Origin of the sequence: Streptomyces blastmyceticus (assembly GCF_039521185.1) — a bacterium.
Taxonomy (GTDB): Bacteria; Actinomycetota; Actinomycetes; order Streptomycetales; family Streptomycetaceae; genus Streptomyces; species Streptomyces blastmyceticus.
This window is the reverse complement of the sequence record NZ_BAAABW010000016.1, coordinates 271,101-295,088: the sequence shown is the minus strand read 5'-3', so window position 1 is coordinate 295,088 and position 23,988 is coordinate 271,101. Positions and strand designations below refer to the sequence as shown.

At 69.8% G+C, this 23,988-nt stretch carries 20 protein-coding genes and 1 pseudogene; 11 read left to right on the top strand and 10 right to left on the bottom strand.

The features are described 5' to 3' along the window. Window positions 1-18 precede the first annotated feature (18 nt). The 3 genes from ABD269_RS15190 to ABD269_RS15180 all read left to right on the top strand — a co-directional run bounded on the left by ABD269_RS15190 (window position 19) and on the right by ABD269_RS15180 (window position 3,221). The gene (locus tag ABD269_RS15190) at window positions 19-687 is read left to right on the top strand and encodes a PadR family transcriptional regulator (protein ID WP_301894106.1); all 669 of its coding nucleotides are present in this window, start codon (window positions 19-21) and stop codon (window positions 685-687) included. Window positions 688-736: 49 nt separating this feature from the next. Continuing rightward, window positions 737-1,819, top strand: coding sequence for an inositol-3-phosphate synthase (locus ABD269_RS15185; protein WP_344118311.1), 1,083 nt, complete (start codon window positions 737-739; stop codon window positions 1,817-1,819). 133 nt (window positions 1,820-1,952) lie between these two features. Then, the gene (locus ABD269_RS15180; RefSeq protein ID WP_344118310.1) at window positions 1,953-3,221 is read left to right on the top strand and encodes an MFS transporter; all 1,269 of its coding nucleotides are present in this window, start codon (window positions 1,953-1,955) and stop codon (window positions 3,219-3,221) included. Window positions 3,222-3,309: 88 nt separating this feature from the next. Here the strand turns inward: ABD269_RS15180 and ABD269_RS15175 are convergent, their stop codons facing one another. Next, entirely contained in the window at window positions 3,310-4,767 is a 1,458-nt protein-coding gene (locus ABD269_RS15175) for a CCA tRNA nucleotidyltransferase (protein WP_301894109.1), read from the bottom strand. Window positions 4,768-4,974: 207 nt separating this feature from the next. Between ABD269_RS15175 and ABD269_RS15170 the strand changes: the two genes are divergently transcribed. From ABD269_RS15170 to trxA, 7 genes are all read left to right on the top strand, one after another. Continuing rightward, window positions 4,975-7,266: a DUF6049 family protein gene (locus tag ABD269_RS15170; protein ID WP_344118309.1), complete on the top strand. Its 2,292-nt coding sequence runs from the start codon at window positions 4,975-4,977 to the stop codon at window positions 7,264-7,266. 45 nt (window positions 7,267-7,311) lie between these two features. Continuing rightward, window positions 7,312-9,528 carry a murein biosynthesis integral membrane protein MurJ gene (murJ, locus tag ABD269_RS15165; protein ID WP_344118308.1) on the top strand — a complete coding sequence of 739 codons (2,217 nt, stop codon included), beginning with the start codon at window positions 7,312-7,314 and terminating at the stop codon, window positions 9,526-9,528. Between the two features lie 109 nt (window positions 9,529-9,637). Then, on the top strand, window positions 9,638-11,347 hold the full coding sequence (locus ABD269_RS15160; RefSeq protein WP_344118307.1) for a protein kinase family protein: 1,710 nt from the start codon (window positions 9,638-9,640) through the stop codon (window positions 11,345-11,347). Window positions 11,348-11,378: 31 nt separating this feature from the next. Next, a complete protein-coding gene (gene sigM / locus ABD269_RS15155; RefSeq protein WP_301894114.1) occupies window positions 11,379-12,068 on the top strand; it encodes an RNA polymerase sigma factor SigM in 690 nt (229 codons plus the stop codon). Beyond that, window positions 12,065-13,051 carry an anti-sigma factor gene (locus tag ABD269_RS15150; RefSeq protein WP_344118306.1) on the top strand — a complete coding sequence of 329 codons (987 nt, stop codon included), beginning with the start codon at window positions 12,065-12,067 and terminating at the stop codon, window positions 13,049-13,051. The genes sigM and ABD269_RS15150 overlap by 4 nt, the downstream gene beginning before the upstream one ends. Before the next feature lie 114 nt (window positions 13,052-13,165). Continuing rightward, entirely contained in the window at window positions 13,166-14,134 is a 969-nt protein-coding gene (gene trxB, locus ABD269_RS15145; protein ID WP_344118305.1) for a thioredoxin-disulfide reductase, read from the top strand. Window positions 14,135-14,175: 41 nt separating this feature from the next. Further along, window positions 14,176-14,505 (top strand): thioredoxin, encoded by a 330-nt coding sequence (gene trxA / locus ABD269_RS15140; RefSeq protein WP_116212853.1) that lies wholly within the window; start codon window positions 14,176-14,178, stop codon window positions 14,503-14,505. A 77-nt stretch (window positions 14,506-14,582) separates the two neighbouring features. On the opposite strand, the gene ABD269_RS15135 is transcribed toward trxA, so the two are convergent. The 9 genes and pseudogenes from ABD269_RS15135 to rpmH form a co-directional block, all read right to left on the bottom strand. Then, on the bottom strand, window positions 14,583-15,200 hold the full coding sequence (locus tag ABD269_RS15135; RefSeq protein WP_301894118.1) for a GNAT family N-acetyltransferase: 618 nt from the start codon (window positions 15,198-15,200) through the stop codon (window positions 14,583-14,585). Window positions 15,201-15,498: 298 nt separating this feature from the next. Next, window positions 15,499-16,608 (bottom strand): ParB/RepB/Spo0J family partition protein, encoded by a 1,110-nt coding sequence (locus ABD269_RS15130; RefSeq protein WP_301894119.1) that lies wholly within the window; start codon window positions 16,606-16,608, stop codon window positions 15,499-15,501. Continuing rightward, window positions 16,605-17,657 carry a ParA family protein gene (locus tag ABD269_RS15125; RefSeq protein ID WP_344118304.1) on the bottom strand — a complete coding sequence of 351 codons (1,053 nt, stop codon included), beginning with the start codon at window positions 17,655-17,657 and terminating at the stop codon, window positions 16,605-16,607. The genes ABD269_RS15130 and ABD269_RS15125 overlap by 4 nt, the downstream gene beginning before the upstream one ends. A gap of 269 nt (window positions 17,658-17,926) precedes the next feature. Further along, window positions 17,927-18,646 (bottom strand): 16S rRNA (guanine(527)-N(7))-methyltransferase RsmG, encoded by a 720-nt coding sequence (gene rsmG / locus ABD269_RS15120; protein ID WP_301894121.1) that lies wholly within the window; start codon window positions 18,644-18,646, stop codon window positions 17,927-17,929. Window positions 18,647-18,775: 129 nt separating this feature from the next. Next, window positions 18,776-19,297, bottom strand: a complete 522-nt coding sequence (locus ABD269_RS15115; RefSeq protein ID WP_301894123.1) for a Jag family protein — start codon at window positions 19,295-19,297, stop codon at window positions 18,776-18,778. Window positions 19,298-19,311: 14 nt separating this feature from the next. Continuing rightward, window positions 19,312-20,415 (bottom strand): membrane protein insertase YidC, encoded by a 1,104-nt coding sequence (gene yidC, locus ABD269_RS15110; protein ID WP_301894124.1) that lies wholly within the window; start codon window positions 20,413-20,415, stop codon window positions 19,312-19,314. A 3-nt stretch (window positions 20,416-20,418) separates the two neighbouring features. Further along, window positions 20,419-20,736, bottom strand: a complete 318-nt coding sequence (yidD, locus tag ABD269_RS15105) for a membrane protein insertion efficiency factor YidD (protein ID WP_116212846.1) — start codon at window positions 20,734-20,736, stop codon at window positions 20,419-20,421. A 62-nt stretch (window positions 20,737-20,798) separates the two neighbouring features. Next, window positions 20,799-21,167 (bottom strand): annotated as a pseudogene (gene rnpA / locus ABD269_RS15100) (ribonuclease P protein component); the annotation flags it as partial. A 25-nt stretch (window positions 21,168-21,192) separates the two neighbouring features. Then, entirely contained in the window at window positions 21,193-21,330 is a 138-nt protein-coding gene (gene rpmH, locus ABD269_RS15095; protein WP_116212844.1) for a 50S ribosomal protein L34, read from the bottom strand. 425 nt (window positions 21,331-21,755) lie between these two features. On the opposite strand from rpmH, the gene dnaA reads away from it, so the two are divergent. Further along, the gene (gene dnaA, locus ABD269_RS15090; RefSeq protein ID WP_344118303.1) at window positions 21,756-23,645 is read left to right on the top strand and encodes a chromosomal replication initiator protein DnaA; all 1,890 of its coding nucleotides are present in this window, start codon (window positions 21,756-21,758) and stop codon (window positions 23,643-23,645) included. Window positions 23,646-23,988: the final 343 nt, after the last annotated feature.

Below are 23,988 nucleotides of genomic sequence, written 5' to 3'. Positions count from 1 at the left end.
GGACCAAGGAGGCGACATATGAGCAGACGCTCCGGCATCCTCGAGTTCGCCGTCCTCGGCCTGCTCCGCGAGTCCCCGATGCACGGCTATGAACTGCGGAAACGCCTCAACACCTCACTCGGGGTGTTCCGGGCGTTCAGCTATGGCAGCCTCTACCCCTGCCTGAAGACTCTCGTCGCCAACGGCTGGTTGATCGAGGAGCCCGGCAATGCCCTGGAGGACGCCCGCGCGGCGTCCCTCGCCGGGCGGCGGGCGAAGATCGTCTACCGCCTGACGGCCGAAGGCAAGGAGCACTTCGAGGAACTGCTCGCCCACACCGGCCCGGACGCCTGGGAGGACGAGCACTTCGCCGCCCGCTTCGCGTTCTTCGGGCAGACCTCGCGGGACGTACGGATGCGGGTGCTGGAAGGCCGCCGCAGCCGGCTGGAGGAGCGTCTGGAGAAGATGCGCGCCTCCCTGGCCCGTACCCGCGAGCGGCTGGACGACTACACCCTCGAGCTGCAGCGGCACGGCATGGAGTCGGTGGAGCGCGAGGTCCGCTGGCTGAACGAGCTGATCGAGAGCGAGCGCTCCGGGCGCGACCTGCGCCGGGACGCCACTTCGCAGGACACATCGGGAGATACGGGCGGCATGTCCCGGGACCGGGGGAGTTCCCGGACCGATCCGTCCGACCCCACCGCCAAGTGAGCTCTGCATTCGCAGGGCTTTGTCGAGTACAAAACAGGGAGCAACCGGAATGGGTTCGGTTCGCGTAGCCATCGTCGGCGTGGGCAACTGCGCCGCCTCGCTGGTGCAGGGCGTCGAGTACTACAAGGACGCCGACCCGAACGGCCGCGTGCCGGGTCTGATGCACGTGCAGTTCGGCGAGTACCACGTGCGTGATGTGGAGTTCGTGGCCGCGTTCGACGTCGACGCGAAGAAGGTCGGCCTCGACCTCGCCGACGCCATCGGCGCCAGCGAGAACAACACCATCAAGATCTGCGAGGTGCCCGCCAGCGGCGTCACCGTCCAGCGCGGCCACACCCTCGACGGCCTGGGCAAGTACTACCGCCAGACCATCGAGGAGTCCGCCGAGGCCCCGGTCGACATCGTCCAGACCCTCAAGGACAAGCAGGTCGACGTCCTCGTCTGCTACCTCCCGGTGGGTTCCGAGGACGCCGCGAAGTTCTACGCGCAGTGCGCCATCGATGCCAAGGTCGCCTTCGTCAACGCGCTGCCGGTCTTCATCGCCGGCACCAAGGAGTGGGCGGACAAGTTCACCGAGGCGGGCGTCCCGATCGTCGGCGACGACATCAAGTCGCAGGTCGGCGCCACCATCACGCACCGCGTGATGGCGAAGCTGTTCGAGGACCGGGGCGTCATCCTGGACCGCACGATGCAGCTGAACGTCGGCGGCAACATGGACTTCAAGAACATGCTCGAGCGTGAGCGCCTGGAGTCCAAGAAGATCTCCAAGACGCAGGCCGTCACCTCCCAGATCCGCGACCGCGAGCTGGGCGAGGACAACGTCCACATCGGCCCGTCCGACTACGTGGCCTGGCTGGACGACCGCAAGTGGGCCTACGTGCGCCTCGAGGGCCGCGCGTTCGGTGACGTCCCGCTGAACCTGGAGTACAAGCTCGAGGTCTGGGACTCCCCGAACTCCGCCGGTGTCATCATCGACGCCGTGCGCGCCGCCAAGATCGCCAAGGACCGCGGCATCGGTGGCCCGATCCTCTCCGCCTCCTCGTACTTCATGAAGTCGCCGCCGGTGCAGTACTTCGACGACGAGGCCCGTGAGAACGTCGAGAAGTTCATCAAGGGCGAGGTCGAGCGCTGACCAGCGCTCCACGGCCGCGGAGCGCCGTGCGGGACGCCGCACACCGCTTCGGTCCGGCCTGATCCACCGCGCGTGATCGTGGGCCCCCGGGTAATGCGCCCGGGGGCCCACGCGGTGTGTGAGGCTGGGCCGCATGCCTGTTGTGCGCGATCTGCGCGTCCTGCTTCAACTGCCGGATTTCCGGCGTCTGCTGGTCGTCCGGCTGCTGTCGCAAGGGGCCGACGGCGTCTATCAGGTGGCGCTCGCCGCGTACGTCGTCTTCTCCCCCGAGAAACAGGCTTCCCCCACCGCCATCGCCTCCGCCATGGCCGTCCTGCTGCTGCCCTACTCCCTGCTCGGCCCGTTCGCCGGCGTGCTGCTGGACCGCTGGCGCCGCCGCCAGGTCCTGCTGCACGGCAATCTGCTGCGTGCGGCGCTGGCCACCGGCACCGCGCTCCTCGTCGTCGCCCGCGTCCCCGACTGGCTCTTCTACGCCTCCGCCCTGTCGGTCACCGCCGTCAACCGCTTCGTCCTCGCTGGGCTCTCCGCGTCCCTCCCCCGCGTCGTCGACTCGCCGGACCGCCTGGTCATGGCCAACTCCCTGTCGCCGACGGCCGGCACGCTCGCGGCGACCGCGGGCGGCGGTCTCGCCTTCGTCGTGCGCCTGGTGGCCCCCGAGGGCACGAGCTCCGACGCCGTGGTCGTCCTCCTCGGCGCCGTCCTCTATCTGGCCGCGGCCCTCTGCTCCCTGCGCATGCCCCTCGACCTGCTGGGTCCGGACGTCCGCACGCCCAGGACCGAGCTGCGCGCGACGCTCCTGGCCACCGCCCGAGGGCTGGCCGCCGGTCTGCGGCACCTCGCGGAACGCCGCACCGCCGCCCGCGCCCTGGCGGCGATGACCCTGATGCGCTTCTGCTACGGCGCGCTGACGGTCACCGTCCTGATGCTCTGCCGCCATGCGTGGGCGGAGACCGAGTCCGACGGGCTGGCCCTCCTCGGCCTCGCCGTCGCGGTCTCGGGGGCGGGGTTCTTCGCGGCGGCCGTCGTCACGCCCTGGGCCGTGGCCCGGCTGGGGCGGCTCGGCTGGATCGTGGCCTGCGCAACGGCTGCGGCCGTGCTGGAGCCCGCGCTCGGCCTCCCCTTCGAACGCGTCCCCATGCTGGTCGCCGCCTTCGTCCTCGGCCTCACCACGCAGGGCGCGAAGATCGCCACGGACACCGTGGTCCAGTCGTCGGTCGACGACGGCTTCCGGGGCCGGGTCTTCTCGCTCTACGACGTGCTCTTCAACGTCGCCTTCGTCGGGGCGGCCGGCGTGGCGGCCCTGATGCTGCCGCCCGACGGCCGGTCGCCCGCACTGGTGGTCACGGTCGCCCTGATCTACGCGGTGGTCGCCGCCGCCCTGGTGGGACTGCGCCGCCCCTGACACGCGAAAGGGCGGTGTTTCACGTGAAACACCGCCCCTCGACGACACCCGCTTGCCGGTGTTTCACGTGAAACACCGGCCGGGCGCCTCAGTCCTGCGCGGCCCACCACTCCTTGAGAGCGGCGACGGCGGCGTCGCGCTCCATCGGACCGTTCTCCAGCCGCAGCTCCAGCAGGTGCTTGTACGCCTTGCCGATCTGCGGGCCCGGGCCGACGCCGAGAATCTCCATGATCTCGTTGCCGTCCAGGTCCGGACGGATCGCGTCCAGCTCCTCCTGCTCCTGGAGCCGCGCGATGCGCTCCTCCAGGCCGTCGTACGCGCGGGACAGGGCGTTCGCCTTGCGCTTGTTGCGCGTCGTGCAGTCGGACCGCGTCAGCTTGTGCAGCCGCTCCAGCAGCGGCCCCGCGTCCCGTACGTACCGGCGCACGGCGGAGTCGGTCCACTCGCCCGTGCCGTAGCCGTGAAAGCGCAGGTGGAGCTCGACGAGCTTCGAGACGTCCTTCACCTGCTCGTTGGAGTACTTGAGCTTGGTCATCCGGGTCTTGGTCATCTTCGCGCCCACCACCTCGTGGTGGTGGAAGGAGACCCGGCCGTCCTTCTCGAAGCGACGGGTGCGCGGCTTGCCGATGTCGTGCAGCAGCGCCGCCAGGCGCAGGACGAGATCGGGGCCCTTCTCCTCCAGGTCGATGGCCTGCTCCAGGACGATGAGCGTGTGCTCGTACACGTCCTTGTGCCGGTGGTGCTCGTCGCGCTCCAGGCGCAGCGCCGGGAGCTCCGGCAGGACGAGGTCGGCGAGACCGGTGTCGACGAGGAGCTTCAGGCCCTCGCGGGGGTGGGCGGAGAGGATCAGCTTGTTGAGCTCGTCCCGGACCCGCTCGGCGGAGACGATCTCCAGGCGGCCGGACATCTCCGTCATCGCGGTGACGACCTCGGGCGCGACCTCGAAGTCCAGCTGGGCGGCGAAGCGGGCGGCCCGCATCATGCGCAGCGGGTCGTCGGAGAAGGACTCCTCCGGGGTGCCGGGGGTGCGCAGGACCCGCGCGGCCAGGTCCTCCAGGCCGTTGTGCGGGTCGATGAACTCCTTCTGCGGGAGGGCGACGGCCATCGCGTTGACCGTGAAGTCGCGGCGGACCAGGTCGTCCTCGATGGAGTCGCCGTAGGAGACCTCGGGCTTGCGCGAGGTCCGGTCGTACGCTTCCGACCGGTATGTCGTGACCTCGATGTCGAAGTCGGACTTGCGGCATCCCACGGTCCCGAAGGCGATGCCGACCTCCCAGACCGCGTCGGCCCACGGCCGGACGATCTTCAGTACGTCCTCGGGGCGGGCGTCGGTGGTGAAGTCCAGGTCGTTACCGAGCCGGCCGAGCAGCGCGTCCCGCACCGACCCGCCGACCAGGGCAAGCGTGAACCCGGCCTCCTGGAATCGGCGGGCGAGATCGTCGGCCACGGGGGACACCCGCAGGAGCTCGGTCACGGCACGGCGCTGCACGTGGCTGAGCTCGTTCGTCGACGACTGGAGCTGGCTGTCATTGTTGGCGTTCGGCACAACAGAAAAGAGTACGTGGCCGCACGCCGGAGGGCCTCCTCGTTACGGGCGCAGGGCACCGGTCAGCACAAAGCGGGCGCAGCCGGGACATCGGGCGCGGTGGCGATCTTGCGGAGCGGTCCGCGGCACTTCGTCACAGCGGGCCTCGTTACCATTCGTGGACGCATAACCGACGACCACTGACGACGACGAGGGACGGGCGAGCGCGTGGCCGAGGCGGCAGAGTTCCAGGGGACGACGTCCGCTCCTGCCTGCCGGTGGGCCCGGCACACCACGCTGGTGCTGGTCGGTCTGCTGCTGCTCGTGGGCCTGGTGCAGCTGCCGGCGGCACCGGAGGCCCACGCCGAGTCGGCCGGCTCCCGCACGGTCGATGTCTCCATCGGCGCCCTGACGCCCGTCGCGCCGACGCAGAACGACACGCTCACCGTCTCGGGCACGGTCACCAACAACGGCGGCTCCACGGTCACCGACGCCCATGTGGGCCTGCGGGTGGGCCCCCAGGTCAGCGGCCGCAGCGACATCGACGACATCGGCGGCCGGTCCGGCTTCTCGGAGGGCACCGACGGTTCCGAGATCGGCAGCCACACGCAGAAGATCGACAAGCTGCCTCCGGGCATCAGCCGCGAATTCAGCATCTCCCTGCCCGCGAAGGACCTGGACATCAGCCGGGAGGGCGTCTATCAGCTGGGCGTCTCCCTGTCCGGGCAGACCTCGGGCCAGTCCTACGAGCGGGTGCTGGGCATCCAGCGGACCCTGCTCCCCTGGCAGCCGTCCGCGACCGAGGGCAAGAAGACGCGGCTCACCTTCCTGTGGCCGCTCGTCTCCGCGACGCACCTGACCGCCCGCACGGAGTCCGACCAGCAGCAGACGCCGATCTTCCCCAACGACGACCTCGCCGCCGACCTGGCGCCGGGCGGCCGGCTCCAGCAGCTGGTGGCGCTGGGCAAGAACCTGCCGATCACCTGGGTGATCGACCCCGATCTGCTCGCCACGGTCGAGGCCATGACCAAGAGCTACAAGGTCGACGGCCCGGACGGGAAGCACACGCCGGGCAAGGGCCAGCTGGTCGCCAAGCAGTGGCTCAGCCAGCTCCAGACCGCCGTCGCGGGCGATCAGGTGGTGGCGCTGCCCTTCGGTGACCCGGACCTGGCCTCGCTCGCCCACCACGGCAAGGACGTCCCGGGCACCCTCAGCCACCTCCAGTCGGCCACGGAGCTCGCCGCGACCACCGTGGACACCATCCTCGGTGTGAAGCCGCGCACGGACTTCACCTGGCCCTTCGAGGGCGCCGTCGACTCCTCGATCGTCGACGTGGCCACCTCCGCGGGCGCCCACAACGTCATCGCCCGCAGCGACAGCCTCCGCGAGAACCGGACCTCGTACACCCCGAGCGCCGCCCGGCAGATCGGCGGCGGCAACACGGCCGTCGTCGCGGACGACCGGATGTCCACCGCCTTCCAGGGCGACCTGATCCGGGCCGACGACGCCTCGCTCGCCGTGCAGCGCTTCCTCGCCCAGAGCCTGCTGGTGAACAAGCAGGCGCCGGACGACGAGCGCAGCATCGTCGTCGCGCCGCAGCGCATGCCCACCACGAGCCAGGCGCAGGCGATGGCGGCGGCCCTGGGCGGACTGACGGACGGCCGTTGGACGCAGCCCGTCGACCTGGGCGACGCGGCGAAGGCCAAGCCCGACCCGGCCGCCAACCAGCAGGTGCCCGGCCCCGGCGCGTACCCCGACTCGCTGCGCAAGCAGGAGCTGACCACCGACGCGTTCGAGGAGATCCAGAAGACCCAGGAGACCCTGGACAGCTTCAAGGTGATCCTGACCTCGCAGGACCGGGTGGTCACCCCGTTCGGCAGCGCGATCATGCGGGAGATGTCCAACTCCTGGCGCGGTGACCGCCGGGGAGCGGCGGAGTTCCGCAACGCCGTGCAGTCGTACCTGTACCAGCTCAAGCGCCAGGTGCAGCTGATCCCGAAGTCCGACGCCACGCTGTCCGGGCGCAGCGCCACGATCCCCGTGACGGTGCGCAACGGTCTTCTGCAGGGCATCACCGGGCTCCGGCTCGTCCTCGAATCCAGCAGGCCGAACCGCCTCAAGGTGGGCGAGGCCCAGCAGATCAAGATCGACGGCGGGCACAGCCAGTCGGTGAAGTTCGAGACGCACGCCAACGCCAACGGCCCCGTCCAGGTGACGGCCCGGCTGTACACGGATGACGGGCAGCCCTACGGCGACCCCATCTCCTTCACTGTGCATGTCACGTCCATCACCCCTATGGTGCTGATCGTCATCGCCGGTGGCGTACTCCTCCTGATCCTCGCGGGCCTCCGCATCTACATCCAGCGCAAGCGGTCCGCCGCCGGCGGGACGGCGGACGGGGGAGACTCCGGGGACGGCGGTCCGGGCGATGACAGTCCCCAGCAGCCGGAGGACCCGGCTCCGGACACCGGATCGGAAAGCACCGACCCATCCGGCACAGGTGAGAAAGTGAACCGTTGACGTGTAGTGGGGCCGGCCGGCCGCGGACGATGAGGTGGGGTAGCGATGAACGCGCCGTACGACGGTGACCGCGAGCAGGGCGCGGGTGGTGACCAGCGGGGCCAGTACCCGCCGCCCCCGCCTGCCCCGGACTCGTCCCGTCCGGGCCCGTACGCCCAGGACCCCTACCTCCGGGACGCGTACGCCTCCCATCCCTACCCCGAGCACGACCCGGCCGCCCAGGACCCGGTGAGCGATGCGCTGTACGACCGTGCCGCGCACCCCCCGCCGCCGCCCGGCACCTACCAGAACACCTTCCCGCTGCACCAGCAGCAGCCCGCGCCGCAGCAGGGCCCGGACCCCCGGCAGTGGGCGCCCGCGCGCCCGTACGGTGACGACCCCACGACGCAGTTCGCCGGAGTCGGCGGCCTCGCCGGCCAGGCGTCCCCGGACGAGCGCCCGGAACGGGACGCCTTCGCGCACCTGTACCGGGACCAGCAGCAGCCGTACGAGCCGCAGCGCCCGTCCGGTCAGCCGATCCCGGCGCCCGGCCAGTACGCGGCACCGGCCCCGCAGGTCCCGCCGCCGGTGCCCGAGCCCACGCCCGTCTCCGAGACCGAGGCCCCGTCGGCCCAGGCGAAGGGCGGCAAGGCGGCGAGCCTGCTGAAGTCGAGCGCGGTGATGGCCGCGGGCAGCTTCGTCTCCCGCATCCTGGGCTTCGCCCGCAACCTCGTGATGGCGGCGGCGCTCGGCGTCGGCACCCTCAACGACAGCTACCAGGTCGCCAACACCCTGCCGACGATGATCTACATCCTCGTCGGCGGCGGCGCGCTGAACGCAGTGTTCATCCCGCAGCTGGTGCGGTCGATGAAGAACGACGAGGACGGCGGCGAGGCGTACGCCAACCGGCTCTTCACCCTCGTCGTGGTCCTCATGGGCGCGGTCACGACCGTCTGTGTGCTGGCGGCTCCGCTGCTCGTCCGGATGATGATGCCGGACAACAGCGACAGCCCCGGCCAGCTCGACGTCGCCGTGGCGTTCGCCCGCTACTGCCTGCCCACCATGTTCTTCATGGGCGTGCACATCGTCATGGGCCAGATCCTCAACGCCCGTGGCAAGTTCGGCGCCATGATGTGGACCCCGGTCCTCAACAACGTCGTCGTCATCGCCACCTTCGGCGCGTTCATCTGGGTCTACGGCGGCTTCGTCACCAGCGGCGTCAGCGCGGCCAACATCCCCCCGGAGGGCGTGCGGCTGCTCGGCATCGGCACCCTGCTCGGCCTCGTGGTGCAGGCGCTCGCGATGTTCCCGTACCTCCGCGAGACCGGCTTCCGGCTCCGGCTGCGGTTCGACTGGCGCGGCCACGGCCTCGGTAAGGCCATGGGGCTCGCCAAGTGGACGTTCTTCTTCGTCCTCGCCAACCAGCTCGGCATGGTCGTCGTCACCCAGCTCGCCACCCGGGCGGGCGCCCTCGCCGAGAAGGCGCACCACCAGGGCACCGGCATCACGGCCTACAACTTCGCGCTGCAGCTCTGGCAGATGCCGCAGGCCATCATCACGGTCTCGGTGATGACCGCGGTGCTCCCCCGGATCTCCCGTGCCGCCCACGACGGCGACGTCGCGGCCGTGCGCGACGACCTCTCGCACGGCCTGCGCACCTCGGCCGTCGCGATCGTGCCCTGCGCCTTCGCCTTCCTGGCGCTCGGCGTGCCGATGGCCACGCTGATGTTCTCCAGCTCAGGCACCGGCGGCGCCACGAACATCGGCTTCATCCTGATGGCCTTCGGCCTCGGCCTCATCCCGTACTCCGCGCAGTACGTGATCCTCCGCGGCTTCTACGCCTACGAGGACACCCGCACCCCCTTCTACAACACCCTGATCGTCGCCGGCGTCAACGCGGTGGGCGCCGCCGCCAGCTTCGTCGTCCTGCCGGCCCGCTGGGCCGTGGCGGGCATGGCCGCCTCGTACGGCCTGGCCTACGCCGTGGGCGTCGTCGTCGCCTGGCGCCGGCTGCGCACCCGCCTCGGCGGCGACCTGGACGGCTCGCACGTCATCCGGACGTACGCCCGCCTGGCCGGTGCGTGCATCCCCGCCGCCCTCATCGGCGGGGCGATCGCCTACGGCATCGGTGAAGTTCTCGGCCACGGATTCGTCGGTTCGCTCGCGGCTCTGATCGGTGGAGGTCTCATCCTGATCGGCGTCTTCTACATCGCGGCGAAGCGGATGCGCGTCGAGGAGCTGACCGCCATGGTCGGTATGGTCCGCGGACGGCTCGGACGCTGACCGGAGCACAACCATCGCCCGCCGCCGCGTGTCGTGCATAGCGCCGGACTGTGGGCACAATTGTCTTGGCTGTGGACAGCGTGCAACGGATGGGGAGGCAGGAACGACGGTGGCGGAACGGAGCACAGCTGCCGTCGACGTGGCAGACACCAGCGGCGGCAAGCCGCTGACCGCCAAGGCGGGGAAGGCCACGACCGACGGGGCGCAGGCCGCGATCAAGACCGGTACGCAGAAGGACACCGCGCGCGCGGAGACCCAGGAAGCCGCGCGCGACGCCCGGACTCCCGAACTCCACAGCGGCCACAAGCTCGCCAAGCGGTATCGCCTGGAGGAGTGCGTCACCCGTCTGGAGGGATTCAGCAGCTGGCGCGCGGTCGACGAGAAGCTCCGCCGCGCCGTCGGCGTCCACCTGCTGCCCGCCGACCATCCGCGGGCCCGCCCGGTGCTCGCCGCCGCCCGTTCCGCCGCCCTGCTCGGCGACCCCCGCTTCGTCCAGGTTCTCGACGCCGTCGAGGAGAACGACCTCGTCTACGTCGTCCACGAGTGGCTGCCGGACGCCACCGAGCTCAGCTCCGTGCTCGCCTCCGGCCCCATGGAGCCGCACGACGCCTACCAGCTCGTCAGCCAAGTCTCCCAGGCCATGGCCGCGGCCCACCGCGAGGGTCTCGCGCACCTCCGTCTCCACCCCGGCTCCGTGCTGCGCACCGAGTCCGGGCAGTACCGCATCCGCGGCCTCGCCGTCATGGCCGCCCTCCGCGGCATCTCCTCCGACCGCCCCCAGCGCACCGACACGGAGGCCATCGGCGCCCTGCTGTACGCCGCGCTGACCCAGCGCTGGCCCTACGAGAACAACGCGTACGGCCTGCCGGGCCTGCCCAAGGGCACCGGCCTCATCGCCCCCGACCAGGTGCGGGCCGGAGTCCACCGCGGCCTCTCGGAGCTGGCGATGCGCGCGCTCGTCAACGACGGGGCCACCGCGTCACGACAGGAAAAGCCGTGCGCAACCCCGGAGGAGCTGGCCAAGGCGGTCGCCGCGATGCCGCGCATCCGGCCGCCGGAGACGTCCTTCACCACCCCGTCGAGCGGCTACCCCCGCACGACGTACCAGCAGGGCACGTACGGAGGGCCGCCGACGCGCGCGGGCCGGCCCGTGCAGCCCGCGCCGGTGCCGCCACCGCCTCCGCTCCAGAGCCGCACGGGGCGGGCACTGAAGTGGTGCGTCTCCGCGCTGCTCATCGCGGCACTGGGGCTCGGCAGCTGGCAGTTGGCGGACACGCTGCTCAAGGAGGGGGACTCCTCGGGCGGGAACCATGCCCCGTCGGACGACAGCGAGAGCGACAAGAAGCCGGAAATAAAGAAGCTGGCGATCGAGAAGGCCACGGAGTTCTCGCCCTTGGACGGCCCCATGGCGGAGGGCAAGGCCCAGCTGGCCGTGGACGGTGATCTCAACACCGCTTGGTTCACCAAGGCCTTCTACGGCCACTCGAATTTCGGGAACCTCGACAATCGCAGGCAAGGCAGCGGCATCATCGTCGACCTCGGCAGCGTCAAGAACGTCTCCGGCGTCGATGTGAACATGTACCGGTCGGGCCAGACCGTCGAGGTGCTCGGCGCCGGCCCCTCGGCATCCACTCCCTCGCAGCTCAGCGACTTCCAGACGAACATCATCAAGCGCGATCAGGTCGGGGACGAGCTGAAGGCCAACGCCGACAAGCCGGTGAAGACGCGCTACGTGCTGATCCACATCACCGACCTGCCGCAGGAACCCAGCGGCTCCTACCGGGGCGGCATTTCGGAGATCAAGATCCTCGGAAGCTAGCGGCTCCGAGCCCAGGGGGAGGGTCTCGACGTTGGACGACGTCACACGCGACGGCACAAGCGACGCCGACCTCCTCGCCCTGCACGTGGCCGGCGATTCCGAGGCATTCTCGGAGCTAGTGCGGCGCCACCGCGACCGGCTCTGGGCCGTGGCGCTGCGCACGCTCGGCGACCGGGAAGAGGCCGCTGACGCCGTTCAGGACGCACTGGTCTCCGCCTACCGGGCCGCCCACACCTTCCGCGGGCAGTCGGCCGTCACCACCTGGCTGCACCGCATCACCGTCAACGCCTGTCTGGACCGGGCCCGCAAGGCCGCCTCCCGGCGCACCGCACCGCTCGCCGAGACCGAGCGGCTCGAGCAGCTCCTCGAACCCCATGAGTCCGCGGCGGCGCCCGCGGAGCGCGGCGACCTCCACCGCGAGCTGCTCCAGGCACTCGCCACCCTGCCGCCCGATCAGCGCGCGGCGCTCGTCCTCGTCGACATGCAGGGCTATCCCGTCGCCGAAGCGGCCACGGTTCTGGGCGTCCCCGTCGGCACCGTGAAGAGCAGATGCGCGCGGGGACGGGCCCGGCTGCTGCCCATGCTCACCCATCTGCGCGCGGACGGCATGGGTAGCCCGCCCCTCGACGGGGGAAGGAACCGGTCGCAGGGGGCGTCCGTCCCACCACCGGCAGGACAGAGTGACGCGGATCCAGTGAAGGGTGGAGGTGGGCGAGCGTGACTTCGACGACCGGCACGGATGAGCACCCGGAGGTCGCGGAGATCTCCGCGCTCACCGAAGGCGCACTGTCGCCGTCGCGGTCCGCGGATGTGCGGGAGCACTTGGCCGACTGTCCTCTGTGTGAGGACGTCCGGATCTCCCTGGACGAGATCCGGACCCTGTTGGGCACGCTTCCCGGTCCGCCCCGGATGCCCGACGACGTCGCGGGCCGCATCGACGCGGCCCTCGCCGCGGAGGCTCTCCTCGACTCCACCACACACTCCACGGCTGTCATCGAGGACGACGGCACGCTGGTTTCACGTGGAACAAGCGCACCCGAGCACGTTTCACGTGAAACGGCGGCTCGATCCCCGCAGCAGGTTTCACGTGAAACCGCGGCGCCCGCACCGGATCGTGTTTCACGTGAAACCGGCGACCGCCGCCCGGCCGCGCGCCCTCGCGGGACGACCGGGCCGGGCCGGCAGGCGCCGTCCCCCGGCGGGTCCCGCACGGTTCGCTCACGCCGGTGGCCCAAGGTCCTCCTCGGCACCGCGTGTGCGGCTGCCGTGCTCGGGGTGGGCAGCCTCTTCCTCCCGTCCGGCGGCGACGGGGGACACCAGGGCGGCCCACAAGCGCTGCAGGAGAGCCCGACTCCGGTCGCCCTCGCCTCGGGTGACCTCAAGACCCGGGTGCACGATCTGCTGAAGATGTCCTTCAAGGCCACCGAGACCCATGGCAAGACCTCCGAGAACGCTCCCGAGACGACGATGCGCGACTCCGGCACCACCGCTCCCGCCTGCATCCAGCAGGGCATCGGCCGCCCGGAGCCCTCCCTGGCCGCGCAGCCGGACAGTTATAAGGGCGAGAACGCTTATCTGGTGGTCATGCCACACCCCACCGACGCGGCGCTCGTCGACGCCTACGTCGTCGCCTCGTCCTGTGTCGAGACCTCTCCGGCGGCCCCGGGGAAGGTCCTGCTGAAGCAGACGCTGCCGCGCTCCTGAGTCGTTGCGGACCGAGCTGTCGCCTCTCGGGAATGCTCGCCCCGTAGGATCCGTTGGGTGGGGTGAGACCCCGCAAGGACCCGAGACAGCAGTCGGCAGACAAGGAAGACTCCCGTGAGCGACGTCCGCAACGTGATCATCATCGGTTCCGGGCCCGCGGGTTACACCGCCGCGCTCTACACCGCCCGTGCCTCCCTGAAGCCGCTGGTCTTCGAGGGTGCCGTGACCGCGGGCGGTGCGCTGATGAACACCACCGACGTGGAGAACTTCCCCGGCTTCCGCGAGGGCATCATGGGCCCCGACCTGATGGACAACATGCGGGCCCAGGCCGAGCGCTTCGGCGCCGAGCTGATCCCGGACGACGTCATCGCGGTCGACCTGAGTGACGAGATCAAGACCGTCACGGACTCCGCCGGCACCGTCCACCGCGCCAAGGCCGTCATCGTCACGACCGGCTCCCAGCACCGCAAGCTCGGGCTGCCCCGTGAGGACGAGCTGTCCGGCCGCGGTGTCTCCTGGTGCGCCACCTGCGACGGGTTCTTCTTCAAGGACCAGGACATCGCCGTGATCGGCGGTGGCGACACCGCGATGGAGGAGGCCACCTTCCTCTCGCGGTTCGCGAAGTCCGTCACCGTCGTCCACCGCCGTGACACCCTGCGCGCCAGCAAGGCCATGCAGGAGCGCGCCTTCGCGGACCCGAAGATCTCCTTCGTGTGGGACAGCGAGGTCGCCGAGATCCACGGTGAGAACAAGCTCTCCGGTCTGACCCTCCGCAACCTCAAGACCGGTGAGACCTCCGAGCTGCCGGTGACCGGCCTGTTCATCGCGATCGGCCACGACCCGCGCACCGAGCTGTTCAAGGGCCAGCTGGACCTGGACGACGAGGGCTACCTCAAGGTCGACGCCCCCTCCACGCGCACCAACCTGACCGGCGTGTTCGCCGCCGGTGACGTCGTGGACCACACCTACCGCCAGGCGATCACCGCCGCCGGTACCGGTTGCTCCTCCGCTCTCGACGCCGAGCGCTACCTCGCGTCCCTCGCGGACGGCGAGAGCGTCCGGGAGCCCGAGAAGACCGCCTGAAACCCCACCCCCCACCCCGCAGAAGATGTAAGGAGACCTCCGTGGCTCTCAAGGCAGTAACCGACACGTCCTTCGATGAGGACGTCCTCAAGAGCGACAAGCCCGTCCTGGTGGACTTCTGGGCCGAGTGGTGCGGCCCGTGCCGCCAGATCGCCCCCTCCCTGGAGGCGATCTCCGCCGAGTACGGCGACCAGATCGAGATCGTCAAGCTGAACATCGACCAGAACCCGACGACCGCCGCCAAGTACGGTGTCATGTCGATTCCGACGCTGAACGTCTACCAGGGTGGCGAGGTCGTCAAGACCATCGTCGGTGCCAAGCCCAAGGCCGCCATCGAGCGCGACCTGGCCGAGTTCATCTCCGCCAAGTAAGCAGCAGCTCTGTTTCACGTGAAACGGGCCCGCCCCTTGAAGGGCGGGCCCGTTCGCATGTCAGCCGGTGGAACCGCCTACAGCGGCCGGAGAGCGGGCTCCTTCTGCACCGCGCCGAGCAACCGGTCCAGTGCCAGCTCGACGTCTTCCTTCCAGGAGAGCGCCGTACGCAGTTCCAGCCGCAGCCGGGGGTAGCGGGGGTGGGGCCGTACGGTCTTGAAGCCCACTGCGAGCAGGTGGTCGGCGGGCAGCACACACGCCGGCTCCTTCCAATGGGCATCGCCGAACGCCTCGATCGCCTTGAAGCCGCGCCGGAGGACATCCTTGGCGACGGTCTGCACCATCGCCCGCCCCAGCCCCTGGCCCTGATAGGCCGGTGCCAGCCACGCGGTCATCAGCTGCACGGCGTCCGCGGCGACAGGGCTCGTGGAGAACGCCGCCGAGCGCGGGACATAGGCGGGCGGAGCGTAGAGCACAAAGCCCACCGGCACCTCGTCGACGTACACCACCCGGCCGCAGGATCCCCACTCCAGCAGGACGGCCGAGATCCAGGCTTCCTTCTCCAGCTCCGGGCGGCCCGCCTTCAGCGCGGCTTCACCGCTGACGGGGTCCAACTCCCAGAAGACACAGGCACGGCAGCGCGCGGGAAGATCCGGGAGGTTGTCCAGCGTGAGCGGTACGAGCCGACGCCCCATGGAGCCAAATCCTCATTTCCGTCGCGTGCCACACCCCGGGCGGCGCTAAGCGCGCTGCGCTCCCTGAGAAGACTGCCGACGAATCCGCCGACCGCCCCCAGGCCAAGGCCCGTTGCCACCAGTCCGGTCCGGCTCACCGTTCGCATGGACCCGCCCTCCGTGAACTGTGTCCAACGTGGATGCGCCATACCCAACGCATCGTATCCGGGCGGCGATTGAGCGAAAAGCGGAGGAAGGCAAAGGGCGGGTTGTGTTCCACGTGAAACACAACCCGCCCGAAGTCATCAGGTGCCGACGCCTACTCCGCGCCTGCTTCCTCCTGGACGGAGAGCTTCTGCTCCAGCACACGGCCCTCACCGGGGGCGAGCGTGCCGAGGATCCGTTCCAGATCCTCCATCGAGGCGAACTCGACGACGATCTTTCCCTTCTTCTGCCCGAGGTCGACCTTCACCCTGGTCTCGAAGCGGTCCGACAGCCGCGAGGCCAGGCTGTTGAGCGCCGGGGAGACCCGGGCGCCGGCACGCGGCCCCTTGGCCTTCGCGGAGCTCCGGGTGGCCGACTTGATCAGGGTGACGATCTCCTCCACCGAACGCACCGACAGCCCCTCGGCCACGATGCGTGTGGCGAGCCGGTCCTGCTCCTCGGAGTCGTCGATCGACAGCAGCGCACGAGCATGACCGGCGGAGAGCACACCCGCCGCGACCCTCTTCTGCACCGCCGGCGACAGCTTCAGCAGCCGCAGCGTATTGGAGACCTGCGGCCGCGACCGCCCGATCCGGTCCGCCAGCTCGTCATGGGTGCAGTGGAAGTCCTTGAGCAGCTGGTCGTAGGCGGCCGCCTCCTCAAGGGGGTTCAGCTGGGCGCGGTGCAGATTCTCCAGCAGCGCGTCGAGGAGCAGCTTCTCGTCGTCGGTCGCCCGGATGATGGACGGGATCTTCTCCAGCCCGGCCTCGCGGCAGGCCCGCCAGCGCCGCTCGCCCATGATGAGCTCGTAGCGCTCGGGAGCCAGCTGCCGTACGACCACCGGCTGGAGCAGTCCGACCTCGCGGATGGAGGTGACCAGCTCGGCCAGGGCGTCCTCGTCGAACACCTCGCGGGGCTGACGGGGGTTGGGCGTGATCGAGTCCAGCGGCAGTTCGGCGAAGTGGGCCCCGGCCGCGGTCCCCTCCTGCACGGGCTCGGCCACCGTGGACGGCACCGCTCCCGTTTCACGTGAAACGGCGACGTCCTCCACGGACAGGGAGGTCGCCCTCGGCGCGGTCATGGTGCGCTCGGCCGTCAGCACCGGCACCGCGGTCGGCGACGTCGCGCCATGCCCCACGGCCGGCACCGCGCTGTCCGGGGTCTTCGGTGCCGCCGGAATCAGCGCACCGAGCCCACGGCCCAGTCCTCTACGTCGCTCGCTCACTGAAGCCCCTCCGACATGCTGTGCTGGTCCTGCTGTGGTTGACGGCCCACCATGTGGGCCTTACTGCCGTCGTATCGCACGCCGATCCCCCGCAGTGCGATCTCCCGGGCCGCTTCCAGATAGGACAGCGCCCCACTGGAACTCGGGTCATAGGTGAGAACGGTCTGCCCATAGCTGGGCGCCTCGGAGATGCGCACCGACCGGGGGATGCTCGTGCGCAGCACCTCATGGCCGAAGTGGGTGCGGACCTCGTCGGCCACCTGGGAGGCCAGCCGGGTGCGGCCGTCGTACATCGTCAGCAGGATCGTCGACACATGGAGCTTGGGGTTGAGATGCCCCTTCACCAACTCGACGTTGCGCAGGAGCTGGCCCAGGCCCTCCAGCGCGTAGTACTCGCACTGGATGGGGATCAGCACCTCGGCCCCGGCGACCAGCGCGTTGACCGTCAGCAGGCCGAGCGAGGGCGGGCAGTCGATGAGGATGTAGTCCAGCGGCTGCTCGTAGGCCTGGATCGCCCGGTCAAGCCGGCTCTCGCGGGCCACGAGCGAGACCAGCTCGATCTCGGCGCCCGCCAGGTCGATGGTGGCCGGGGCGCAGAAGAGCCCCTCGACGTCGCGCACCGGCTGCACCACGTCGGAGAGCTTCCGGCTGTCGATCAGGACGTCGTAGATCGACGGGACATCGGCGTGGTGGTCGATGCCCAGCGCCGTCGAGGCGTTGCCCTGGGGATCCAGGTCGATGACGAGCACGCGGTTGCCGTGCAGCGCCAGCGATGCCGCCAGGTTCACGGTCGTGGTGGTCTTGCCCACCCCGCCCTTCTGGTTGGCGACCACCATCACCCGGGTCTGGTCCGGCCGGGGCATCGGGGGCGACGGCGTTTCACGTGAAACGACCTCACCGTTGGCCAGGGGACCGGGGTCGGCCCCTGGCTCGGTGTCGGCAGGACGGGGACCGGGGACCGGGTCGGCCATCGGCCCCGCGATATTGGCGTCGGACCGCAAGGATTCACTCTCCTCGACATCAGGCTCGCAATGAACAGAGCCTGCCATGCTTTCGGGGTCGTGAACCAGCGAGGCCCGTTCTCCTGTGGATGAATCCACTGCGCCTGTGGATGAACCTGGACCTTCGGGCGCCCGATGGCCGCGTGGAGCATCCTCCATGCGACCACGCCCGATGATTCCCAGCAGCAAGGAGCGACGTTTCACGTGAAACACGATGCACCGGACGCTCCGCTACAGGGCCACGACACTCCGTAATGGGTAGTTTTGGCAGCTTGTATGGAGCACGGCCGAGCTGCCGGACGACGGACCGCCGGGGCTCAGCGCCTGCGGCGCGTGGCCCTGCCGACCCGGGCCGCCTTGGCCCGCTTCGCCGCGAAGCGCACACCGCCGGGGCTCTCCCCGACCTCGACCCGGACCACGGTGGACAGCGGGTCCACCACGCCCTCGCCGACCTGGAGCACGGAGGTGCGGACGACCCCGAGCTTGCTCAGCGCGGCGCGGGCCCCTTTGAGCTCCTCCTCGGCCGTGTCGCCCTTGAGGGCGAGCATCTCCCCGTACGGACGCAGGAGCGGCACGCCCCAGCCGGCGAGGCGGTCCAGTGGGGCCACCGCGCGGGCCGTCACCACGTGGACGGGCTGCACCTTGCCGAGCATCTCCTCGGCGCGGCCGCGGACGACCGTCACATGGTCCAGGCCCAGCAGCTCCACGACCTCCTGGAGGAAGGTCGTACGCCGCAGCAGCGGCTCCAGCAGGGTGATCTGGAGGTCGGGGCGCACCAGGGCCAGCGGGATGCCGGGCAGACCGGCACCGGAGCCCACATCGCACACCGAGACGCCGTCGGGCACCGCCTCGGAGAGCACGGCGCAGTTCAGCAGATGGCGTTCCCAGAGCCTCGGCACCTCACGGGGACCGATCAGGCCGCGCCGCACGCCCGCGTCCGCGAGCAGTTCCGCGTACCGGACGGCCTCTGGCAGGCGGTCGCCGAAAACCACCCGCGCCTCCGGGGGTGGCGGGGGGAGCTCCGCTGCCTCTTCCACGGGGAACCGTCCTTCCGTACGACGTCTCTCTGAGCGTCAGAGTCTGAATATCAGGCTGACAAGGATCGGCCCCGCCTGCGAGCAGACGGGGCCGTACCCACCTGGAAGTGGGATATAGAAGGGTAAAGATCAGGCCGGGAGGACGATCACTCGGCGCTGAGGCTCTTCGCCCTCGGACTCGCTGCGCAGCCCCGCGGCGGCCACCGCGTCATGGACGACCTTGCGCTCGAAGGGCGTCATCGGGTCGAGCTTGACGGCCTCGCCGGTGCTCCTGGCCTCTTCCGCGGCCTTGGCGCCCACCTGCGCCAGCTCCTCGCGCTTGCGGGCCCGGAAGCCCGCGATGTCGAGCATGAGGCGGCTGCGGTCACCGGTCTCCCGGTTCACCGCCAGCCGGGTGAGCTCCTGGAGCGCCTCCAGCACCTCGCCGTCGCGACCGACCAGCTTCTGGAGGTCGCGGCTGGTCGAGTCGCTGATGATCGACACGGCAGCGCGGTCGGCCTCGACATCCATGTCGATGTCGCCGTCGAGGTCGGCGATGTCCAGCAGACCCTCGAGGTAGTCGGCCGCGATCTCGCCCTCCTGCTCCAGGCGGGACAGGGTGTCGGTGCCCTCGGCGGCGGCCTCACTGGTCTGACGCTGCGTGTCCGTCACGGTGGACTCCTTCATTACTTCTTGGACGGGTGCTTGGGTCGCTGCGGGCCCTTGCGCTGCCCGGACTTGGCGGTGCGGGAGGAGCCGCCGCCCTGCTTGGGCTTGGCGTCCCCGGACTCCTGCTTCTCCAGCGACGGCGAGGACTTCTTCTCCTCGGCGCCGGAGGCCTGGTCGGCCTGCGGGGTGCTCGCGAGCTGACGCTTGGCCTTCGGCTGCCGCTTGGGCTGCTGCCGGTTGGCACGGGCGACCTCGGCGGCCTTCTTCGCCTCGACCTCCGCCGGGTCCTCCTTGAGCTTGCCCTTGGCCCGCAGCCGCTCCTGGCGCTGCGTGAAGGCGATGCTGCCCGGGGTCGGGTTGCGGCGGATGACGAACATCTGCTGACCCAGGGTCCACACGTTGGTGGTCAGCCAGTAGACGAGGACACCGACGGGGAAGTTGATGCCGAAGACGGCGAACATGATCGGGAAGACGTACATCAGCATCTTCTGCTGCTGCATGAACGGCGTCTTCACCGTGAGGTCGACGTTCTTCGTCATCAGCTGGCGCTGGGTGTAGAACTGCGACAGCGACATCAGGACGATCATGATGACCGTGACGACCCGGACGTCGGTCAGCGTGGCGCCCAGCGCCTCGACCTTGGACGCGTTGTCCATGAACTTCACGGACAGCGGGGCACCGAAGATGTGCGCCTTACGGGCGCTGTTCAGCAGGTCCGTGTTGATGACACCGACGACCTTGCCCTGAGCGATGTGGTTCAGGACCTGGTACAGCGAGATGAAGAAGGGCGACTGGGCCAGGATCGGGAGACAGCTCGAGAGCGGGTTGGTGCCCGTCTCCTTGTAGAGCTTCATCATCTCTTCGGACTGGCGCTGCTTGTCGCTCTTGTAGCGCTCCTGGATCGCCTTCATCTTCGGCTGGAGCGCCTGCATGTTCCGCGTGGCCTTGATCTGCTTCACGAAGAGCGGGATCAGGCAGATACGGATCAGTACCACCAGCGAGACGATGGACAGACCCCACGCCGCGCCACTGTCCTTGTCGAAGATCAGACTGTAGAACGAGTGGAACTGGACGATGATCCAGGAAACAGCGGTATAGAGAGGACCGAGGATCGTGTCCACGAATCAGGCTCCTTGGGCGTTGGGCTGAGTCTCGGGCTGTGCGGCAGGCCCCACGGCGGGATGCCCACCCAGTCGGCTCCTCAGCCGCTGGTGCCAGACCGGACGCTTCCGGGGAGGGACGTGGTCGACGCCACCGAGCGACCACGGGTTGCAGCGCAGGATGCGCCAGGCCGTCAGCGCCGTTCCTTTGACCGCGCCGTGCCGGTCAATGGCTGTATAGCCGTAATGCGAGCACGACGGGTAGTACTTGCAGACCGGGCCCAGGAGTGGGCTGATGGTCCACTGGTAGAGCTTGATCAACCACAGCAGCGGATACTTCACTGTGCGCTCCCTCCCGGGCCTCGGCCGGGGTTCCGGGGGGTTTCCCCCGGGGGACCGGAACAGCGCGGCGCCCCTCCCAGCAGCCGCTGCAGTGCGGTGTCGAGGTCGCGGGCCAGCTGATCGTGGTCCGCCTCGCCCGCGCCGGGCAGGGCCCGTACCACCACCAGGCTACCGGCGGGCAGCAGATCCAGCCGTTCACGCATGAGGTGGCGCAGTCTTCGCTTCACCAGATTGCGTACGACCGCGATGCCGACGGCCTTGCTCACGACGAAACCCGCACGCGCCTGGGGAGCAGTCTCCCCAGGCGTGTGCGGGTCCGTGGTACCGGTACGTAGGTGGACGACGAGGAGCGGGCGGCCGGCCCGGCGCCCTCGGCGAACCGCGGTCGCAAAGTCCTCGCGCCGCCTCAGTCGAGACTTGGAAGGCAGCACGTCATGGACCTTGCCGTCGGGCTGGTCAGGCCGACAGCGTTGCGCGACCCTTGCCACGGCGGGACGCGAGGATCGCGCGGCCGGCACGGGTGCGCATGCGCAGGCGGAAACCGTGGGTCTTCGCGCGACGACGGTTGTTCGGCTGGAAGGTGCGCTTGCTCACTCGGGGGCTCCAGAAATGAATCGTGTGATGGCGGGACATCGCCTGGCTGTCACCGTGCGCCCACGAGAAGCTCGCAATACGCCCGAGTGCACCGCTTCATGACCGCGATCCTGGCGGAACGCGGCCGTTGCCCATCGGAGGCAGGCGGCAGCAGCCATCGACAACTCGACCTGGTCACGGTACGCGCGGCTACGCCATTCGGTCAAACCGGCAGTGCACCAGGGATACACCGTAGCCTCCCACAGGCCGGGGAGGTGCCACGCCTCACCTCATGGCACATTTGTACACACCCTGTGGACAACGACTTGAACCGCACACCTCGGCCTGACTACCGTGGCTGAACTCTGAATACTTCCCGCCCGTCCCGAGAACCACACATTCGTGGGACTCCAGGGCGCCCCCCGCTGACTGAGAGAGCGTGCCCTGTGGCTGACCTGCCTGCCGATCTTGCCGCAGTGTGGCCGCGCGTGCTCGAACAGCTCCTGGGCGAGGGCCGGGGCCCGGGCGGCCAGGGCGTCGAGGGCAAGGACGAGCACTGGATCAAGCGGTGCCAGCCCCTCGCGCTGGTCGCCGACACCGCGCTGCTCGCCGTGCCCAACGAATTCGCCAAGGGCGTGCTCGAGGGCCGGCTCGCGCCCATCGTCAGCGAGACCCTGAGCCGCGAGTGCGGCCGCCCCATCCGGATCGCGATCACCGTCGACGACTCCGCGGGCGAGCCGCCCCCCGAACGGCAGCAGCCCCCCCAGCAGCAGTCGCGTTACGAGGAGCCCACGGGCCCGCACACCGGCGGCCAGGGCCGCGACGCGTACGAGAACCGTGACGCACGCGACACCTATGAGAGCTACGACAGCCACGGCGGCTACGACGGCCGGGAGAGCTACGGCCGTCAGGCGCCCGCCGACGAGCTGCCGTCCGTACGGCCCGCGTACCCCGACTACCAGCAGCCCCGCGCCGAGCCCGGTGCCTGGCCGCGCCACCAGGGGCCGTCCGCGCCCGACCGGGGCGACCGCGGCGACTACGGCTGGCAGCAGCCGCGCCTCGGCGGCTTCCAGGACGGCGAGCGCGATCCGTACGCCTCGCACAACGGCCAGCAGCACGCTCCGTACGAGCAGCAGCAGGACTACCGCTCCCCGCAGCCCGAGCGCCTGCCTTACGAGCCGCCGCAGCGGCGTGAGCTGCCCGAGAGCCACGCCCGGGGCGGCCAGGGCGGTCCGCCCGCGTCCGGTGGCGGGTCCGGGTCGCTCTCGTCGAAGCCCGCGTCCTCGGCGGGTGCGGCCGAGCCGACCGCCCGGCTGAACCCGAAGTACCTCTTCGACACCTTCGTCATCGGCGCGTCCAACCGCTTCGCCCACGCGGCCGCGGTGGCCGTCGCCGAGGCGCCGGCCAAGGCGTACAACCCCCTGTTCATCTACGGCGAGTCGGGGCTGGGCAAGACCCACCTGCTGCACGCCATCGGGCACTACGCGCGCAGCCTCTACCCGGGGACGCGCGTGCGCTACGTGAGCTCCGAGGAGTTCACGAACGAGTTCATCAACTCCATCCGCGACGGCAAGGCGGACGCGTTCCGCAAGCGCTACCGCGACATGGACATCCTGCTGGTCGACGACATCCAGTTCCTCGCGAGCAAGGAGTCGACGCAGGAGGAGTTCTTCCACACGTTCAACACGCTCCACAACGCCAACAAGCAGATCGTGCTGTCCTCGGACCGGCCGCCCAAGCAGCTGGTCACCCTGGAGGACCGGCTGCGCAACCGCTTCGAGTGGGGTCTGATCACGGACGTGCAGCCGCCGGAGCTGGAGACGCGCATCGCGATCCTCCGGAAGAAGGCGGTCCAGGAGCAGCTGAACGCCCCGCCGGAGGTCCTGGAGTTCATCGCCTCCCGCATCTCGCGGAACATCCGCGAGCTGGAGGGGGCGCTCATCCGGGTCACCGCGTTCGCCAGCCTCAACCGGCAGCCGGTCGACCTCGGGCTCACCGAGATCGTCCTCAAGGACCTGATCCCGGGCGGCGAGGACGCCTCGCCGGAGATCACCGCGCCCGCCATCATGGCGGCGACCGCCGACTACTTCGGGCACACGGTCGAGGATCTGTGCGGAGCCTCGCGCAGCCGGGTGCTGGTGACGGCCCGGCAGATCGCGATGTACCTCTGCCGGGAGCTCACGGACCTGTCGCTGCCGAAGATCGGCGCGCAGTTCGGCGGCCGTGACCACACGACGGTGATGCACGCGGACCGGAAGATCCGCGCGCTGATGGCCGAGCGGCGCTCGATCTACAACCAGGTGACCGAGCTGACGAACCGCATCAAGAACGGCTGACGGACGGCCTCTGCGGGCCGCTCACGCACCACTGAGGGCGCCTCGGGAGCCTCCCGAGGCGCCCTCGGCCGTTCCCTGAGAGGGATTCTCAGCACCCCGCGAGCAGTCCCGGAAGCAGCTGCGAAGCCCCTGTGGAGCGCCCCGGAAGGGCCTCGGAGCGGTTCCCGAAGAGCTCCGAGGACGTCGCGGAGCGGCCGCGTGTCCCCACCTCTGTTCGAATACGGAGCCCCGGACGCCGGTTCTCCACAGTTTTCCGGCCGACCGGCTGTCCACACCCTGGGGACCGCGAAGTTGTCCAGACGCTGTCCACAGCGGAGGCTGTTGATAGGCCATCAGGGGAGGT